The organism is Streptomyces sp. HUAS MS02 (assembly GCF_055702265.1).
On sequence record NZ_CM146747.1, the window covers coordinates 6682505 to 6699137 of the forward strand.

Annotated in this window: 11 protein-coding genes and 1 pseudogene; 5 read left to right on the top strand and 7 right to left on the bottom strand. The window is 70.5% G+C overall.

Features of this window, described 5'->3' with window-relative positions; translation table 11 throughout:
* Positions 1-271: 271 nt before the first annotated feature.
* The 4 genes from ppdK to ACZ9QC_RS28795 all read left to right on the top strand — a co-directional run bounded on the left by ppdK (position 272) and on the right by ACZ9QC_RS28795 (position 6776).
* Positions 272-3019, top strand: coding sequence for a pyruvate, phosphate dikinase (ppdK, locus tag ACZ9QC_RS28780; protein ID WP_374116913.1), 2748 nt, complete (start codon positions 272-274; stop codon positions 3017-3019).
* Between the two features lie 287 nt (positions 3020-3306).
* Positions 3307-3726: a hypothetical protein gene (locus tag ACZ9QC_RS28785; RefSeq protein WP_472915761.1), complete on the top strand. Its 420-nt coding sequence runs from the start codon at positions 3307-3309 to the stop codon at positions 3724-3726.
* Between the two features lie 81 nt (positions 3727-3807).
* Entirely contained in the window at positions 3808-4479 is a 672-nt protein-coding gene (locus ACZ9QC_RS28790) for an ABC transporter ATP-binding protein (RefSeq protein WP_472921840.1), read from the top strand.
* The gene (locus ACZ9QC_RS28795) at positions 4476-6776 is read left to right on the top strand and encodes an FtsX-like permease family protein (RefSeq protein WP_472915762.1); all 2301 of its coding nucleotides are present in this window, start codon (positions 4476-4478) and stop codon (positions 6774-6776) included. The genes ACZ9QC_RS28790 and ACZ9QC_RS28795 overlap by 4 nt, the downstream gene beginning before the upstream one ends.
* Positions 6777-6863: 87 nt before the next feature.
* Here the strand turns inward: ACZ9QC_RS28795 and ACZ9QC_RS28800 are convergent, their stop codons facing one another.
* Together ACZ9QC_RS28800 and ACZ9QC_RS28805 are read right to left on the bottom strand one after the other, a co-directional pair.
* On the bottom strand, positions 6864-7802 hold the full coding sequence (locus ACZ9QC_RS28800) for a sigma-70 family RNA polymerase sigma factor (protein ID WP_472915763.1): 939 nt from the start codon (positions 7800-7802) through the stop codon (positions 6864-6866).
* Positions 7803-7910: 108 nt separating this feature from the next.
* On the bottom strand, positions 7911-9206 hold the full coding sequence (locus ACZ9QC_RS28805; RefSeq protein ID WP_472915764.1) for an NAD(P)/FAD-dependent oxidoreductase: 1296 nt from the start codon (positions 9204-9206) through the stop codon (positions 7911-7913).
* Between the two features lie 212 nt (positions 9207-9418).
* Between ACZ9QC_RS28805 and ACZ9QC_RS28810 the strand changes: the two genes are divergently transcribed.
* Entirely contained in the window at positions 9419-9781 is a 363-nt protein-coding gene (locus ACZ9QC_RS28810) for a hypothetical protein (protein ID WP_472915765.1), read from the top strand.
* A 163-nt stretch (positions 9782-9944) separates the two neighbouring features.
* Here ACZ9QC_RS28810 and ACZ9QC_RS28815 read toward each other — a convergent pair whose 3' ends face one another.
* The 5 genes and pseudogenes from ACZ9QC_RS28815 to ACZ9QC_RS28835 form a co-directional block, all read right to left on the bottom strand.
* Positions 9945-11435 (bottom strand): condensation domain-containing protein, encoded by a 1491-nt coding sequence (locus ACZ9QC_RS28815; protein WP_472915766.1) that lies wholly within the window; start codon positions 11433-11435, stop codon positions 9945-9947.
* 139 nt (positions 11436-11574) lie between these two features.
* Positions 11575-12798, bottom strand: coding sequence for a glycosyltransferase (locus ACZ9QC_RS28820; protein ID WP_472915767.1), 1224 nt, complete (start codon positions 12796-12798; stop codon positions 11575-11577).
* A gap of 198 nt (positions 12799-12996) precedes the next feature.
* Positions 12997-14157, bottom strand: a complete 1161-nt coding sequence (locus ACZ9QC_RS28825) for an alkaline phosphatase PhoX (protein WP_472915768.1) — start codon at positions 14155-14157, stop codon at positions 12997-12999.
* 205 nt (positions 14158-14362) lie between these two features.
* A complete protein-coding gene (locus ACZ9QC_RS28830) occupies positions 14363-15994 on the bottom strand; it encodes a sensor histidine kinase (RefSeq protein WP_472915769.1) in 1632 nt (543 codons plus the stop codon).
* Positions 15991-16398: pseudogene (locus tag ACZ9QC_RS28835) on the bottom strand (winged helix-turn-helix domain-containing protein); the annotation flags it as partial. The pseudogene ACZ9QC_RS28835 and the gene ACZ9QC_RS28830, both read right to left, overlap by 4 nt.
* Positions 16399-16633 lie beyond the last annotated feature (235 nt).

Below are 16633 nucleotides of genomic sequence, written 5' to 3' on the forward strand. Positions count from 1 at the left end.
GCACTGGGTGCCACCCTTTGATCGTTCATCGAGCGAACTCAGGCGTGTCGATAGCCGCTCATGTGAGCGAAATGCGGGCCGGGTGGGGCCTGGTCCCTTCAAGAGGTGAACACATTCCGGCTGTCTTCCTTGCCAAGCTTTGACTTTCGATCTCTTGGCGGACGGGTGGTTACAGGCGCATGACGCGCAAGTGGACGTACCCAGGTGCCTTCGATCTGGGTATGTTCCTGGCCGTCAGGGCAGCCACCGCGTCCTCAAGGAGTTGGGACCTGTGTCGGAAAACAAAGATCCCCACGTAGGCCACGTAGCTCAGAGCGTTGAGGGCGTGAAGTTTGTTTATGACTTCACCGAAGGCAACAAGGACCTCAAGGACCTCCTCGGCGGCAAGGGCGCGAACCTCGCCGAGATGACCAACCTCGGGCTCCCCGTGCCTCCCGGCTTCACCATCACCACCGAGGCCTGCAAGGTCTACCTCGACAGCGGCGACGAGCCCGCGGCACTCCGTGACGAGGTCACCGCCCATCTCGTCGCCCTCGAGGAGAAGATGGGCAAGAAGCTCGGCCAGGCCGACGACCCGCTCCTCGTCTCGGTCCGCTCCGGCGCGAAGTTCTCGATGCCCGGGATGATGGACACGGTCCTCAACATCGGCCTCTCCGACAAGTCGGTCCAGGGCTTGGCCAAGCAGGCCGGCGACGACCGCTTCGCCTGGGACTCCTACCGCCGTCTCATCCAGATGTTCGGCAAGACGGTCCTCGGCGTCGACGGCGACCTCTTCGAGGAGGCCCTGGAGGCGGCCAAGGCGGCCAAGAAGGTCGTCGTCGACACCGAGCTGGAGGCGGCCGACCTCAAGAAGCTCGTCACCAAGTTCAAGAAGATCGTCAAGACCGAGGCCGGCCGGGACTTCCCCCAGGACCCGCGCGAGCAGATGGACCTCGCCATCAAGGCCGTCTTCGACTCCTGGAACGGCGACCGCGCCAAGCTCTACCGCCGCCAGGAGCGCATCCCCGGCGACCTCGGCACGGCGGTCAACGTCTGTTCCATGGTCTTCGGCAACCTGGGCCCCGACTCCGGCACCGGCGTCGCCTTCACCCGCGACCCCGCCTCCGGCCACCAGGGCGTCTACGGCGACTACCTGCAGAACGCCCAGGGCGAGGACGTGGTCGCGGGCATCCGCAACACCGTCCCCCTGGCCGAGCTGGAGTCGATCGACAAGAAGTCGTACGACCAGCTGATGCAGATCATGGAGACCCTGGAGAACCACTACAAGGATCTCTGCGACATCGAGTTCACCATCGAGCGCGGCCAGCTGTGGATGCTGCAGACCCGCGTCGGCAAGCGCACCGCGGGCGCGGCCTTCCGCATCGCGACCCAGCTGGTGGACCAGGGCCTGATCGACGAGGCGGAGGCCCTCCAGCGGGTCACCGGCGCCCAGCTCGCGCAGCTGATGTTCCCCCGCTTCGACGAGGACGCGAAGGTCGCCCAGGTCGGCCGCGGCATCGCCGCCTCCCCGGGCGCGGCGGTCGGCAAGGCGGTCTTCGACTCGTACACGGCCGTGAAGTGGTCGCGCTCGGGCGAGAAGGTCATCCTGGTCCGCCGCGAGACCAACCCCGACGACCTCGACGGCATGATCGCGGCCGAGGGCATCCTGACCTCGCGCGGCGGCAAGACCTCCCACGCGGCCGTGGTCGCGCGCGGCATGGGCAAGACCTGTGTCTGCGGCGCGGAGGAGCTGGAGGTCGACACCAAGCGCCGCCGCATGACGATCCCCGGCGGCCATGTGGTGGAGGAGGGCGACCTCATCTCCATCGACGGTTCGAGCGGCAAGGTGTACCTGGGCGAGGTGCCCGTGGTCCCCTCCCCGGTCGTGGAGTACTTCGAGGGCCGGATGCACGCCGGCGCCAACGACGCCGACGAACTGGTCGAGGCCGTCCACCGGATCATGGCCTTCGCCGACCGCAAGCGCCGGCTCCGCGTCCGCGCCAACGCCGACAACGCCGAGGACGCGCTGCGCGCCCGCCGCTTCGGCGCCCAGGGCATCGGCCTGTGCCGTACGGAGCACATGTTCCTCGGCGACCGCCGCGAGCTGGTCGAGCGCCTGATCCTGGCCGACACGGAGGCGGAGCGCGAGGAGTCCCTGAAGGCCCTGCTCCCGCTGCAGAAGCAGGACTTCGTCGAACTCTTCTCCGCGATGGACGGCCTCCCGGTCACGATCCGTCTCCTGGACCCGCCGCTGCACGAGTTCCTCCCCGACATCACGGAACTGTCGGTCCGCGTGGCCCTCGCGGAGTCCCGCCAGGAGCCGCACGAGAACGAACTCCGTCTCCTCCAGGCCGTCCACCGCCTGCACGAGCAGAACCCGATGCTGGGCCTGCGCGGCGTACGCCTGGGCCTGGTGATCCCGGGTCTGTTCACGATGCAGGTCCGCGCCATCGCGGAGGCGGCCGCCGAGCGCAAGAACGCGAAGGGCGACCCGCGCGCCGAGATCATGATCCCGCTCGTGGGTACGGTCCAGGAGCTGGAGATCGTCCGCGAGGAGGCGGACGCGGTGATCGCGGAGGTCGAGGCGGCCACGGGCGTGACGCTGAAGCTGTCGATCGGCACGATGATCGAACTGCCGCGGGCCGCGCTGACCGCCGGTCAGATCGCGGAGGCGGCGGAGTTCTTCTCCTTCGGCACGAACGACCTGACGCAGACGGTGTGGGGCTTCAGCCGCGACGACGTCGAGGCGTCCTTCTTCACGGCCTACCTGGAGAAGGGCATCTTCGGGGTGTCGCCGTTCGAGACGATCGACAAGGACGGCGTGGGCTCCCTGGTGAAGCTGGCGGCGGAGGCGGGCCGGGCGACCCGCCCCGACCTCAAGCTCGGCGTCTGCGGCGAGCACGGCGGTGACCCGGAGTCCGTCCACTTCTTCCACGAGGTCGGACTCGACTACGTCTCCTGCTCCCCGTTCCGCATTCCCGTGGCTCGCCTGGAGGCGGGGCGGGCGGCGTCGCAGTCGACGGGGAGCGACCACCGGTAGCCTCCGGCGGCCACGCCGCCCTCCAGACCCCGGAACCGCCGCTTGTCCCCGACCGACCCTCACCGATGGGCGGCGGTTCCGGCCCACGAAACAGAAGGCGGCACCCCGTGCGGGGGGTGCCGCCTTCTGGGTTTTGGGCGGGTTGTGCACCCTTCGGTGCATCTTGTGCTTCAAGATCACCTGATTTGGTGGTGGTGGGGTTGATCGATCGTTTCTTTAAGTATTCGGGGCGTTACCTTCTGTGATTGCGGGTGGCTGTGGGGCTGCTTGTGACTACGGAGGTAAGCATGAAGAGGGCGGCGGTGGGCGCGGTGGCGGCCGGGCTGATTTTTGTGGCGGCGGGGGCGGCGCTCGCGCTGGAGCAGGGCAGGATCCCGACGCTCAAGTCGGCAGGCAGTCGATTCGATGAGGGCGCGTACAAGTTCAACCCCCCTGGCACCAATCACGGAGCCTTCGAGTGGGCCGGCACTTTGACGGACACGAGCCCGCGCGACGGGCACAACGTGTACGTGCAGGTCAAGGTCGAAGGGCACGGCTGGGCTCGGTACTACGGGAAGCAGCGGAGCGCCGTCCGGCTGCATCACTCCGACTGGAGCGGTTCTCAACGCTATACGGACGACGCTTCGATCCGCGTCTGCCGAGATCGCGGTGTCCTTAACCCGGACAATTGCTCGCGAGTCGTGCACTTCAGTTACAAGCGGGACTGAGTCGATCAGCATCCACAGCCCAGGCGACCTCGCCTGGGCTCGTTTTGCTCTTCTTAGGGGAACGCGATCAATACTTCAGAAATCCTTGCTGCCCGAGGGGTCGACCTCCTCTACGGCGAGAGCCCTGCCGTCAGGAACGCAGAGATCTCTCTGCGCCGGGGGGAGGTTGTGGCGATCACCGGCCAGAGCGGATCGGGTAAGTCGTCGCTCTTGTACTGCCTGGCCGGGGTGTTGCCGGTGGCTCGTGGTGCGGTCTGCTTCGAGGGCCGCGAACTCGGCCGTCTTGATGACGAGGAGCTGAGCGAATTGCGCCGCGAGCGATTCGGGTTCGTCTTCCAGTACGGCGAACTCCTGCCAGAGCTCACGGTGGAGGAGAACACCGCGCTTCCGCTGAGGCTCGCCGGGCAAAGGAAGAAGGAGGCACTCGCCGCAGCCCGAGAAGTGCTGGGTCGGCTCGGTCTCGCTGATCTGCGTGAGCGAAGGCCCTCACAGGTGTCCGGTGGTCAGAGTCAACGTGTAGCGGTTGCCCGCGCGTTGGTGCACCGGCCGACTGTCGTCTTCGCCGACGAGCCGACCGGATCACTCGACAGTTCCAACGCGACGGCAGTACTGGAGGAGTTTCTGGGCCTTGCCCGCTCTCAGGGAACGACCGTCGTCCTGGTGACTCACGATTCCCAGGTGGCGGCCCGGGCAGACAGTCGTTACACGATGTGCGACGGCGTCCTCGCAGCCCATGTGCGGGAGGCGCCGTGAAGGAACTCCTCCTGGGAATGAGGCTGTTGCTGAGAGGTGGGCGGGGAAATCGGATCCGCTTCCTGCTCATGGTCGTCGGCAGCGCGATCGGAGTGTGTTGCCTGGCAGTCGTGCTGGCCATCCCCGGTGTGCTGGCCGCACAGGACGCCCGCAAGGCGGCTCGTGAGCCGGACTGCGTAGCGGATCCGGTCAGAATGGTCTGTCCGGCGGCCAAGGGTGACTCCTTCGAACTCACCAGGACCGATCCCTATGGGTCGGAGCCTTTCACTCGGGTGTTCCTGGCACGGGGCGACAGGCCGATCGAGCCACCGCCGGGTCTACGAGAACTCCCAGCCCCGGGTGAGCTGTTCGTGTCACCACGGTTGCGTGAGGTGCTGCAAAGGGAGCCTGCCTTGGCGCAGCTCGTGCCGGGCAGGGACAAGGGGCTCATCAGCACCCAAGGCCTGGCCCACCCCGACGAGCTGTACGCGTATTTAGGCGTCCGTCCCGAGGAGCTTGCGGGCCACGGCAACCGCGTGACGATGTTCGGTGCAAGGTACGCGAGTATCCCCACAGTGGAGCCCTCGACACTCGACATGGTGCGCTTCACCATCGCCGGCGTCGTTCTACTCCCGCTCACCGTCTTCCTGGCCGTGTGCGCCAGGCTCTCGGCAGTCGCACGCGCCAGGCGGTTGGCCGCTCTACGGTTGTTGGGCCTGAGCAGGAAGGGCACCCAGCGCGTCAATGCCGCCGAGACCGTGGCCGCAGCGTTGTTGGGTGCCGTACTCGGCCTGGGTATCTATTGGGTCGCGAATCAGGTGATGTCACGTGTGGGGCTGCCCGGCCTCAAGTGGTATCCCCCCGATGGTGCGTTGTCCGCTTCCACCGTCCTCGTTTGTGTCGTGGGCTGCCCCGCGCTCGCGTGGTTCGTGGGCCGGGTGGGCGCGAGGAAGACGGCGGCCCAGCCGCTGGCCGTACGGCGCGGCGCTGCGGAGAAGTCACCAGGAAAGTGGGGCATCTTCCTGTTCGTACCGGGACTGAGCATCGTCGCCGCGTACTGCGTGGCCGGTGCGACCGGTCATCCGCCCCGGGACACCGGACTCTCGTCGCTCCTCATGCCCCTTGCGGTCGTTCTGCTCGGCATCGGACTCGTTGCCATGCTGCCGAGTTTCTCCCGAAAGCTCGCCCAAAGGGCGGCTCACTCCACCCAGTCGATTTCCCTCGGCCTTGCCATGCGGCGCAACGAGGTGGAACCCGGCGGCGCGCTGCGGGTGGCCACGGGGTTGGTGATCCTGGTCTTCGCGGCGTCGCTGGTGCAGGGGGTGCTGATCGAGCTGGATCAGGTCTCCAAGAACACGTCGTCGGTCCAGACGTACAACATCTCTCTCGCGGGGACCACGGCCGACCGGCAGCGGGCCTGGGAGAAGGTGAAGGGTGTCCGGGGGCATGCGGTCGTCATGCGATCGCGGTCGCGTCCCGACGTCGATCGCTGGGTTCCGAGTCTGGAAGCCGTGGTCGCCACGTGCGAGCAACTGCGCAGCATGGTGCAGAAGATCGACGGTTGTGTGGACGGTCGGCCCATGCGGTTGTGGGACCCGAAACAGGTTGCTGTGGATGACAGCAAGCCCGGTGCACGCTTCCCCTTCGACCTGTGGCACGACGGGCAACGCCGTGTCATGCAGGTGACCGTTCCGCGAGCGGTCCTCCGGTACAGCGACGACACCGGTCTCCCGGTCTTCCAGAACGGTTCCGTACTGCTGCCCCCTTCGGCGGTTCCCGCCGGACATCGCCCCGACTCCGCCACCCTCACCCTCCTCAGCAGCTCCGCCCCCGAAACAGTGCGGCAGGTTCTCGATGGCATCGGTGGTGTGGACCCCACTACGGAGGTCGACACGCCAGGGGTGGTGGTGACGTCGTTGCAGCAGATCACCGTGGTGAAGAGCCTGTTGGGCATCGGCATGGTGTTGGGGCTCGTCATCGGTGTTGCCGCGTACCTCGTCGCCGCCACCGACCGTGCCGTGGAGCGCAAACCCCAGGTCACCGCGCTGTCGCTGCTCGGTGCCCGGCCCCGTACGCTCCGGGCCGTGCAAGTCGCGCAGGTGGTCGTGCCGTTGGCCGTCGGGCTCGCCCTCGCCGTGGTGCTGGGCAAGCTCGCCGAGTCCAGCTACCTCGTGACCGGCGGCGGTGCCGTCTACTGGGACGGCGCCGGCATCCCCCTGCTGCTGGCCTGCGCCCTCGGCGCGGTCGCCGTGGCCGCGGTCGGTGCGCTGCCGCTCGTCGGGCGTCGGATCGATCCGGAGCTGATCCGGCGGGATTGAGCGACAGTCCACGGCGGGCAGGCGCCGCCTGCCCGCCGTGGCCTGTCGCGGCTCAAGTCACCGGCCCCCGGCGCGCCGCGCCCCCGATCACCACGCGCTCACGATCGGCGCCCCCGGCTCGTACCGCTGCCACGCCTCGTTCAGGCGACCCAGCCGGTGCGCGGCGGCGACACCGCACAGGTACGCGACCTTGCCCTCTGCGACTTCGAACGCCACCGCCCCCACGACCTGCCCCTCGACCACGGCGACGACGGCCGGGGAACCGTTGAGCAGCGCGAGGTGCATCGTGAGGGTGCCGCCCGCCATCCGCCGCTTCGCCGCACTCGGCTTGAAGCCGGCCCGCACGAGGGACGCGATGCGCTCGGGCGTCCGGTAGCGCAGCAGCCGCCTGGCCAGCCCGGCCCCGTCCGAGACCGCGACCGCGTCGGCGGTGAGCAGCTCCACCAGCCGTTCGGTGCGCCCCGACGTGGCCGCGGCGAGGAACTCCTCCACGACCTTGCGCGCCGTCGCCGGATCCACCGCGTCGCCGCCGCGGCGCTCGGCGGCGACCCGGCGCCGGGCCCGGTGTACATGCTGCTGGCTCGCGGACTCGGTGATGTCGAGGATCCCGGCGATCTCGGCGTGGGGATACGCGAAGGCCTCGCGCAGGACGTAGGCGGCCCGCTCGACCGGTGAGAGGCGCTCCATGAGGGTCAGTACGGCCAGGGACACCGATTCGCGCTGCTCCACCGTCTCGGCGGGGCCGAGCATCGGGTCGCCTTCGAGGAGCGGCTCGGGCAGCCAGTCCCCGACCGCCCGCTCGTGGCGGGCCTGCGCCGAGCGGAGCCGGTCGAGGCAGAGATGGGTGACGACCTTCGTCAGCCACGCCTCCGGTACCTCGATGTGGTCCCGGTCCGCGGCCTGCCAGCGCAGGAACGCGTCCTGTACGGCGTCCTCGGCGTCGGCCGCCGAGCCGAGCAGACGGTACGCGAGCGAGGCCAGCCGTCCCCGGCCGGCCTCGAATCGGTCGATGGCTGCGATGTCCATGCACAGGAGCCTATGCGGCGGTCTTCACAACAGGGCCTTCACAACAGCGCCGCCACGACAGGGCCTCCGCAACAGGGCTTTCGCAGCAGGACCTTCGCACCAGGGCCCTCACGCCGCGGAGTTCGCACCCGCGGCCTCCACCCCCGCCGCCCTCACTCCACCCCGTTCGGCCCCGGCGGCCAGCCGCTGCCGTCGCTTCGGTACTCCGAAGGTCGGGTGGGCGATGCTCAGCGCCGCCCCCTTGAGCACGCTCGCTTTGAGGTGCGCGGCGGTTCGGCCGCCGAGGTACCAGGACTTCGACCTGACCTCCTCGTCCACCATCTGGAAGATCGCGTCCCGCCGTCCGAGGCTGATGTGGTTGCCGTGGTACTTCAGCCCGACCGTCGGGATCTCGCTGCCCGTCAGACGCGCGATGATCGCGGCGGTCGCCTGCGTGATGGTGTAGCCGGCCGAGGCGCAGGACATCGGCAGCGGGCGGCCGTTGTCCCCGATCGCGTAGGCGCAGTCACCGCCGGCGTAGACGTCCGGGTGCGACACCGAGCGCATGGTGCGGTCGACGAGTATCTGACCGGTCTCGGCGACCCGCAGGCCGGCCGCGGCCGCGAGCGGGTGCACGGCGAACCCGGCTGACCAGACCGTCACGTCCGCCGGGATGGCCGTACCGTCGGCGGTGATCACCCGTGTCGGCTCGACGGCTTCGACCGTGGTGTGCTCGTGGACGGTGACGCCGAGCCGGTCGAAGGCCCGGCGCAGATGCCGACGGGCCTTCGGGGACAGCCAGGCGCCCAGTTCCCCGCGGGCGACGAGCGCGACCGAGAGGTCGGGCCGGGACTCGGCGAACTCGGTGGCGGTCTCGATGCCGGTCAGTCCCTCGCCGACGACCAGCACCGTGCCGCCCTCGCCCAGCCCGGCCAGGCGCTCACGCAGCCGCAACGCCGAGGACCTGCCGGTCACGTCGTAGGCGTGCTCGGCCACACCGGGCACGCCATGGTGGGCAACGGAACTGCCGAGCGCGTAGAGCAGGGTGTCGTACGGGAGCTCGTGGTCCCGGGCCTCGCCGGCCGCCTCCGCTCCCGCCCCCGCCTCGCTGAGCACCCGGCCTGCCCCGATCGCCCCCGCCGCGCCGGTCTCCTCCGTCACGGTGACCGTCCGCCGCTCGGGATCGATGCCGGTGACGCGCGCCACGCGCAGCCTCACCCCGGTGCCGGCGAACACGTCGGCGAGCGGGCGGGGCGTGAGTTCCTGGCCGCTCGCGAGCTGGTGGAGCCGCATCCGCTCGACGAAGTCGGGCGCGGCGTTGACCACGGTGATCTCGGTGTCGGCGGGGGAGAGCCGGCGGGCCAGGTTCCCGGCGGCGAAGGCTCCGGCGTATCCGGCGCCGAGGACGACGATGCGGTGCTTCATGGCGGATGCTCCTGTCTCGTTCGCGTGCCTCCTGAACGGGATGGCGCCCCGGTTCCTGACAGGAGTCGGGTGTGACGTGGGTCACGGGAGCGCGGTGCGTCGGCGAGCCTCCGGGGAGCTCGGCGCGGGGCTTATTCCCGTGCCTCCCCCGCCGGGCGTCGGTAGTGTCGCCGCCCGGCGGGCCGAACCGCGGTCGCCGTGTTCGGAGAGTGATGCGTTCCGTGAGCGGGCAGCGAGTGACGACGACCCTGTGGCGGCCGACCGGCCCCGTGGAGCTGGGGCTGGTGCGGGAGGCGGGATGGCGGGCCTGGCCGCCCCGGCTTCCGGAGCAGCCGATCTTCTACCCGGTGCTCGACGAGGAGTACGCCGTCAAGATCGCTCGGGACTGGAACGTGAAGCACGACGGGGCGGGGTACGTCACCCGGTTCGAGGTCGAGACCGACTTCCTGCGGCGGTACCCGGTGCGGCAGGCCGGCGGGGAGACGATCCTCGAACTCTGGGTGCCGGCGGAGGAGCTGGAGGAGTTCAACGCGCACCTCGTGGGTGAGATCGAGGTCGTGCACGAGTTCCACTGAGAGCGGCCGCCGCGAGGCCCGCGCGCGGTGGCCCGGCAGGCACGGTGACCTGCCGTCGAGGGGCGGCGGGCGGGCCCAGCGGCGCCCCGCCGCCCCTCGACGCCGGTCGGTCCCGCGATGCCGATGAGTCCCGCGACGCCGATCAGTCGTCCCTCGTCGTCGGTCAGCTCCGTACGGCCGGCCTTGCCCGGGAGGGGCGGGGGATGTTGACCGGCACGCTGTCCCGCTCGCCCGCGATCTCCCGCAGGACGCGTACGAGTTCCTCGTGGAGGGCGTCGCCGATCTCGTGTGCCTGGGGTGTGTCCACGTGCAGCATGTTGACGTGGAGACCGGTGGCGGTGCGGTGGAACCAGTGGCTGATGCCGTTGCCCCGGGCCGCCCATACGTGCAACTTCGGCTTCCAGAGCGGGTGTTGGGCGCCGCCGGGAGTCCTGCGGAAGTCGATGTAGGAGAAGAAGTTCACCGGGAACGGCCAGTGGTGCAGCGCGAAGGTTTCCGGGGCCAGCAGCTCCCACGCCCGTACGAAGGGGACGGCCGTGTGCCGCTGCAACTCGCCGTACGCCGTGCGCGCCCGCGCGATCGTGGTGGCGTGGTCCGCGCCGCCCTCGCCCACCCGGAACTCGATCGGCATCGTGTTCACGAACCAGCCGACCGAGTGCTGCCAAGGGTTCGAAGCCCCGTCGGCGGCCCCTCCGGCCGTCCCGCCGAGCTCGCCCGCGCCTTCGTCCGTCCGTTCGCTGATGGGGAGCAGGCCCCGGTAGACCCCCGGCCCCCCGAAGCGGTGCTGGGCCGTCGCCGCGGCCGCCAGTACGGCGGTGAAGACGCTGCCGCCCGAGGCGCGGGCGCCCGCCGCCAGGGCGTCGGCGCGGTGCGGGTCGAGCAGGGGGAGGGCCCGGTTCACCAAGGGGTACAGATGGCCCTCCGGTACGCCCAGGTCGAAGGGGAACCTGGGGAAGAACCCGCCGTTGCCGCGGATGAAGTCCTTCCAGTACCGCAGGCGGTCGTCGTCGGGGCGGAGCGCGGCGTAGCGGCGTCGCTGGTCGTCACCGAAGGTCAAGTAGCTTGCTGCGGCGGGGAGTTCAGGGGCTCGGTCGGCCGACAGAGCGGCGTACGAGGTCTGGAGTTCGTTCACCACGACGGGCATGGACAGGCCGTCGCACACGATGTGGTCGAAGCAGAGGTAGACCGTCGCGCCGTTCTCCCGGACCACCGCGCCCATGAGGAACAGCGGCCAGGAGAGTGTGTCGATGCTCTTGAACGTCTTGTCGAGGTGGGTGTGCAGATCGTCCCCGCTGTGGAAGTGGCCGACCTCTTCCGCCTCCAGGGTGATGGAATCGGGCGCCAACGCCGTGCAGTTCAGGTCGCCGGCGAGCCGCTGGAACTCGCAGCGGAGCACCTCGTGGCGCTGTACGAGCAGCAGGAGTGCCGCTTCGAGCGCCTTGGTGTCCAGCTCTCCCGTGATCTCGAAGGTGACCGTGATCGAGCTGGCGATTCCGTCGCTCGTGCTCCGGGTCGCCTCCGACGACGAGTGATGCTTGTCCTGGTTGAACGAGGCCGATGTGAAGGAAATGGATGCGGAGCGCCTCGTATGGAGGGACCAGGAGATGACGGTGCCGGGCTCGATGGTGGCGTCGGAGAAGGGGATCTGCAGCACTCGGGGGCTTTCTGTTCATGACTTGTGGGGGGAAGTCGAGGGAGTATTCGAGCGGTGAATCAGGTGGGGGGCGAATCAGATAGGAGGTGAATCGGGTGAGGGGATGGTCGTTGCATTCGGTGGTCAATGGTGGTCGGGATCAAATGACGTGTGTCAGGAGGGAATTCACCGCCGCGTCCACACCGTCCTCGGCCCGGACGAGGCGGGCGATCTCGGTCGCCCGGTGTGCCAGGTGGCGGTCCGTCACCGCCGTCGTGATCGCCTCCGCGAGCCCGGGCGCGGTGAGGGTGCGCGCGGTGAGGGGGGCTGGGGCGACGCCCAGTGCTCGCATACGGGCGGACCAGTGGGTCTGGTCGCCCATGTGTGGGCAGAGGACCTGGGGGCGGCCCGCGGCGAGGGCGGCTCCGACCGTGCCCTGGCCGCCGTGGTGGACGATCGCGGCCGCGCGCGGGAAGAGCCAGTCGTGCGGGGCCTGTTCGATCATCAGCATGTTCGGTGGCAGGGGAGCGGAGTTCCTGCCCGGCGCCCCGATGCCGCCCCAGCCGGTCGCGACGACGGCTCGTACGCCGGTGCGGCGGATCGCCTCGGTGACCAGGGCGTGGTTCCGGCGGGCCCGGGTGCCGGCCATGCTGCCGAAGCCGATGTAGACGGGGGGCGGGCCCTCGTCCAGGAACCGGCTCAGCTCCCTCGGCGGCGTCCAGCCGGGGCGCGCGGGCAGGTACCAGAAACCCGTGGTGCGTACGGCGTCGCCCCACGCCGGGTCGACCGGGGTGATGTGCCGGCTGAACGGCTGGAGCACCGGGCGCCGACGGCCCGCGGGGTCCCGCAGCCACCGCCGGGCACCGTGCCGACGGGGGGCCAGCCCCAGTTCGCCCGTCCGCCAGCGCTCCACCTCACGTGACCGCTGGGCCGCCGTGACCAAGGCGTACGTGCTCCGGTTCAGGAAGCGGGGCACCTGGGGGAGCGGCATCAGCGGGCAGGGAAAGGCGTCGGTGGGGATCCAGCCCGGCTGGAGCGCCACGACGACGGCGGGTACGTCCAGCATGTCGGCGACGTGCTGGACGGGGAACGCCGCCGAATGCACCACCGCCGCCACGTCCCCGTGGTCGTGCGCGATGGCCGCCACGTCGCGCAGCGGAGCGACCATCAGCTGTCTCAGCCGGGCCACGGTCCGCGCGGCCGCGATCTTTCCCCGCACGCCCATGAGGCCGCCGTCGATGATCCTCCGGGTCGCCATCTCGTCGAGGATCCGGGTCGGGCCGTCGTCGATCGCGGCGAAATCGACACCGTACGCTGCCGCTTCGGGCGCGTATGCGGAAGGGGCCGCCAATAACGGCTGTTGGCCGTGGCGACGCAGCGCCACGGCCAATGCGAGAAAAGGCTGTACATCCCCGCGGGTACCGCATGCCGCCAGAAGTACCTTGCGGGGGCGGGCGCCGACCACGAGGCTCTCCGGCCCCCGTTCATTGGGCATGACCACGCGCTGAACCTAGCAGAAGGAAAATCGAACTAGGCTGGCGTGGTAATGAGTTCGATATCTCCGGAGGCGCCGATTTTCCGATTACGCGGACCGGAAAGGACCCGTCACCTCATAGGTGATCCCGCCCGATGAACTGCCGCTGGTGCCGCGCTGGCTGGAGAAGTAGAGACGGCGGCCGTCGGGGGAGAAGGCGGGGCCGGTGATCTCGGAGGCGGACTGGCCGTCGACGCGGAGGAAGGGGGCGATGGTGTCGTTCGGGGTGATGAGGCAGATCTCCATGTTGCCGCCGTCCTCGGCGACGTAGAGGTCCCCCGAGCTGGTGCTCGTGATGTTGTCGACCCCGGTGAGTGGTGCCGTTCCGCCGGTGACCAGCGAGTCGTCGTAGGCGAGTTCGATGGTCTGCGCGGCGGCGTCGTACTGCCAGACGCGGTTGTCGCCCTTGGTCGTGAACCAGCAGGTGCCGTCGGCGTAGTGGCAGCCCTCGCCGCCGTTGAAGCGCTTGGCGCCGGGCACCTGGTTACGGGTGGCGGTGGCGCCGGTGGGGTCCGGGACCCGGGACCAGGTCACCGGCCCGCTGGTGGCGGTACCGGCGACCAGCACCTCCAGCGTGCCCGACGACAGGTCGCCCCAGGTGGTGGGCCGGAAGCGGTAGAAGCAGCCGTCGGAGACGTCCTCGGTCAGGTAGACGACACCCCGGGTGGGGTCGGCGGCCGCCGCCTCGTGCTTGAAACGGCCCATCGCGTCCCGGCGGACCGCCGCCTTCGTGCCCCACGGGTCCGTCTCGTAGACATAGCCCCGGTCCACCTCCTCGCAGGACAGCCAGGTGTTCCAGGGCGTCCGCCCGCCGGCGCAGTTCTGGCGTGTGCCGGACAGGATCCGGTACGCCGACGTCACCGCGCCCGTCGAGGAGAAGCGCACCGCGCTCGCGCCCCCGGACGGATTGATCTCCGAGTTGGAGACGTAGATCCACCCGCTGCCGTCCGCGTAACAGGCGCCGCCGTCGGGGGCGTTGTGCCAGGTGTACGACGTCCCGGGGACCGTCTGGCCGGAGCGGGCGATCACCCGGCTCGTAAACCCGCTCGGCAATCGGATGCCGTTGGCGTCCGGCGAGCCGAGCGCCCCGTAGGGACCGGGACCGGGCTGGGCGGGGGCGGCGTACGCGGCGCCACGCCACAGGGTCCCGCCGAGGACGGTCGACGTGCCGCCGAGTACGGCCGCGCGCAGGAGAGTACGACGTTCCACAGTCGCTCCAAGGGATGCCTTGACCGGCCCGCCGCACGGTCGGCGGCGGGGTCGCGCGCTGATGGAACCTAGAGGAGCAGAATTGACGGTACATGGACAACACATGACGTCGCGAGTGCGTGAGTGCGCGTACGCGACTCCGCGGTCCGTGAGTTCGTGCGGCCGGGTGTCCGTGCACAGGTTCCGGCTGCTGAGTGGCCTTCGCTCAGGCCGGCAGCGGCGGTGCCTCGCGGCGGCGTTGCCCGGGACGTCCGCCGAACCCGTGGCCGTGGCCGTGGACCGGTCCCGGCGGCTCGGCCGACGGCAGGCGGACGACCGCGTCCAGGCCGCCCGTGGCCGCCTCCCGCAGCGTCACCTCACCACCACTGGCGTGAGCCAGTCGCTGGACGAGGGAGAGGCCGAGCCCGGTGCCTCCCTTGGGTGCGCCGGGGGCGCGCCAGAAGCGGTCGAACGCGCGGGTGCGCTGCTCCGCCGTCATACCGGGGCCCTCGTCGGTGACATGCAGGTCGACCCAGTGGGGCCGGGCGTCGCGCAGTGCCCGGCGGGCGGGGACGAGGAGCCGTAGCTCCATGGTGACCGTGCTGCCCGCCGGGGAGGCGCGCAGGGCGTTGGAGAGGAGGTTGTCGAGGATCTGCTCCACGGCTCCGGGAACGGCCGTCACCGGACCCACCGCACCCGCGAAGAGGACCAGGGAGACCCCCTCGCGTTCGAACAACGGCCCCCACGTACGGTGCCGTTCCGCGCAGATCGCCCCCAGGTCGACCGGGGCCGGAATGGCCGCCGACTCCTCCAGACGGGCCATCGCCAGCAGCCCCTCGACCATCCGGGCCAGCCGGTCGGTCTCGGTGACGGCGGCGTCGAGGCTCGGCCGGGCGCGCCGGGCGATGTCCGGCTCCAGGTTCTCCAGCCGTAGCCGCAGGGCCGCGAGCGGGGTCTTCAGCTGGTGCGAGGCCTCACCGGCGAACGCCCGCTGGGAAGCCAGCAGATGTTCGAGGCGGGCCGCGGTCGTGTTGAAGGCCGCCGCGAGACTCCGTACCTCCGGCGGGCCCGAGGTGACCACCACGCTGGTCGCCGTACCGCCCTCGGCCAGCCGGTGCGTGGCCTCCTCCAACTGCCGGATGGGGCGCCCCGTCCAGCGCGCGAACGCGAAGGCCACGGCGGCGACGCCGGTGAGCACGGCGAGTCCGGCGAGCGCCAGCAGCAGCCAGACCGCGAACACGCGGGCGTGCACCATGGTGGTCGGGAGCGTGATGCGCACGGCCCCCTGCGCCGACGCGCCCGTCTCCCGACCGGGCTCCGAGACGGGCCGCGGGTACGAGATCGCGGCGACACCCGAGTCGCTCTCCGAGCCCGCGCCGTCTCCCGAGCCGGAGTCGGGGCCCCGGTCGGGGTCCGTGTCGGAGTCGGTGTCCGCTGTCGCGTGGCCCACCGGGGCCGCCACGGACAGGTAGTGGACACCGCCCGTCGTCGTGGTCCGTACGTCCGTGGTGGCGCGGCCCCGCAGCGCGGCGGAGATCTCGGGGAGGGAGGCGAGGGACCGCTTCTCCTCGGCGGACAAGGAGTGGGAGGAGGCCAGCAGTTCACCGTCCGCGTCGACGATCACGACCTTCCCGCCGATGCGCTGGGCGCAGTGCCTGGCCCGTTCGGCGAGTTCGTCCGGGCGGTGCGCGGCGAGCGAGAGCGCGGCGAACGCGGCCACCGACTCGGCCTCGTCGTTGGCCGAGTTGACGATCCGCTCGCGCTCGGCCCGGGAGTAGACGAAGCCCAGTGGGATCTCCAGCCCGAGCAGGACGAGGGCGGCGAGACTGAGGTAACTCAGCAGCAGGCGTCGGGTCATGACGCCCTGGCCTCGGGCGTGCGATGCCTCCCCGTGCCCGCCCTCGACTCCGTGCCGGCCCTCGACTCCGTCGCGGACCTCGTCCTCGGTCCGCGCCCGCCACCGTGCGCCTGTCCCGGCCCCGGGGCGCGTACGGCGAGCCGGAAGCCCACGCCGCGCAGGGTCTGGATCCACGCCGGGTCGCCCAACTTGCGCCGCAGGGTGGCGACATGGACGTCCAGTGTCTTGGTCGGGCCCTGGTAGTGGTCGTCCCAGACGCGGTTGAGGATCTGCTGCCGGGAGTAGACCGCGCCGGGGTCCTCGGTGAGCAGCGCCAGCAGCTCGAACTCCTTGGGCGTCAGCGCGACCGGGACCTCGCCCACCCACACCTGCCGGGTCCGCCGGTCCACGACGAGCGGACCGGGCGGCGGGGCCGAACCGACGTCGGCCGCCGGACCCCCGGCAGGGGCACGGGGCGCGGGCGGCGCCTGCTCGTACACGGGGGGCTCGTAGGGCTCGAAGACCGGGGGCTCGTAGGCAGGGGGCTCGTAGGCCGGGCTGCCGTACGCCGGAGTGCGGTACGCCGGGCCGCCCAGGGCGGGAGCGCCGGGCGCGGGGCTCCCGACGGTGGGCGCGTTCTGCGCCGGGTCGGCGTGCGTG

Excerpts from the sequence above, each read along its gene's own strand:
- ACZ9QC_RS28830 (WP_472915769.1), bottom strand. The coding sequence starts at position 15,994 with ATGACCCGACGCCTGCTGCTGAGTTACCTCAGTCTCGCCGCCCTCGTC.
- ACZ9QC_RS28785 (WP_472915761.1), top strand. The coding sequence starts at position 3,307 with ATGAAGAGGGCGGCGGTGGGCGCGGTGGCGGCCGGGCTGATTTTTGTG.
- ACZ9QC_RS28805 (WP_472915764.1), bottom strand. The coding sequence starts at position 9,206 with ATGAAGCACCGCATCGTCGTCCTCGGCGCCGGATACGCCGGAGCCTTC.
- ACZ9QC_RS28810 (WP_472915765.1), top strand. The coding sequence starts at position 9,419 with ATGCGTTCCGTGAGCGGGCAGCGAGTGACGACGACCCTGTGGCGGCCG.
- ACZ9QC_RS28800 (WP_472915763.1), bottom strand. The coding sequence starts at position 7,802 with ATGGACATCGCAGCCATCGACCGATTCGAGGCCGGCCGGGGACGGCTG.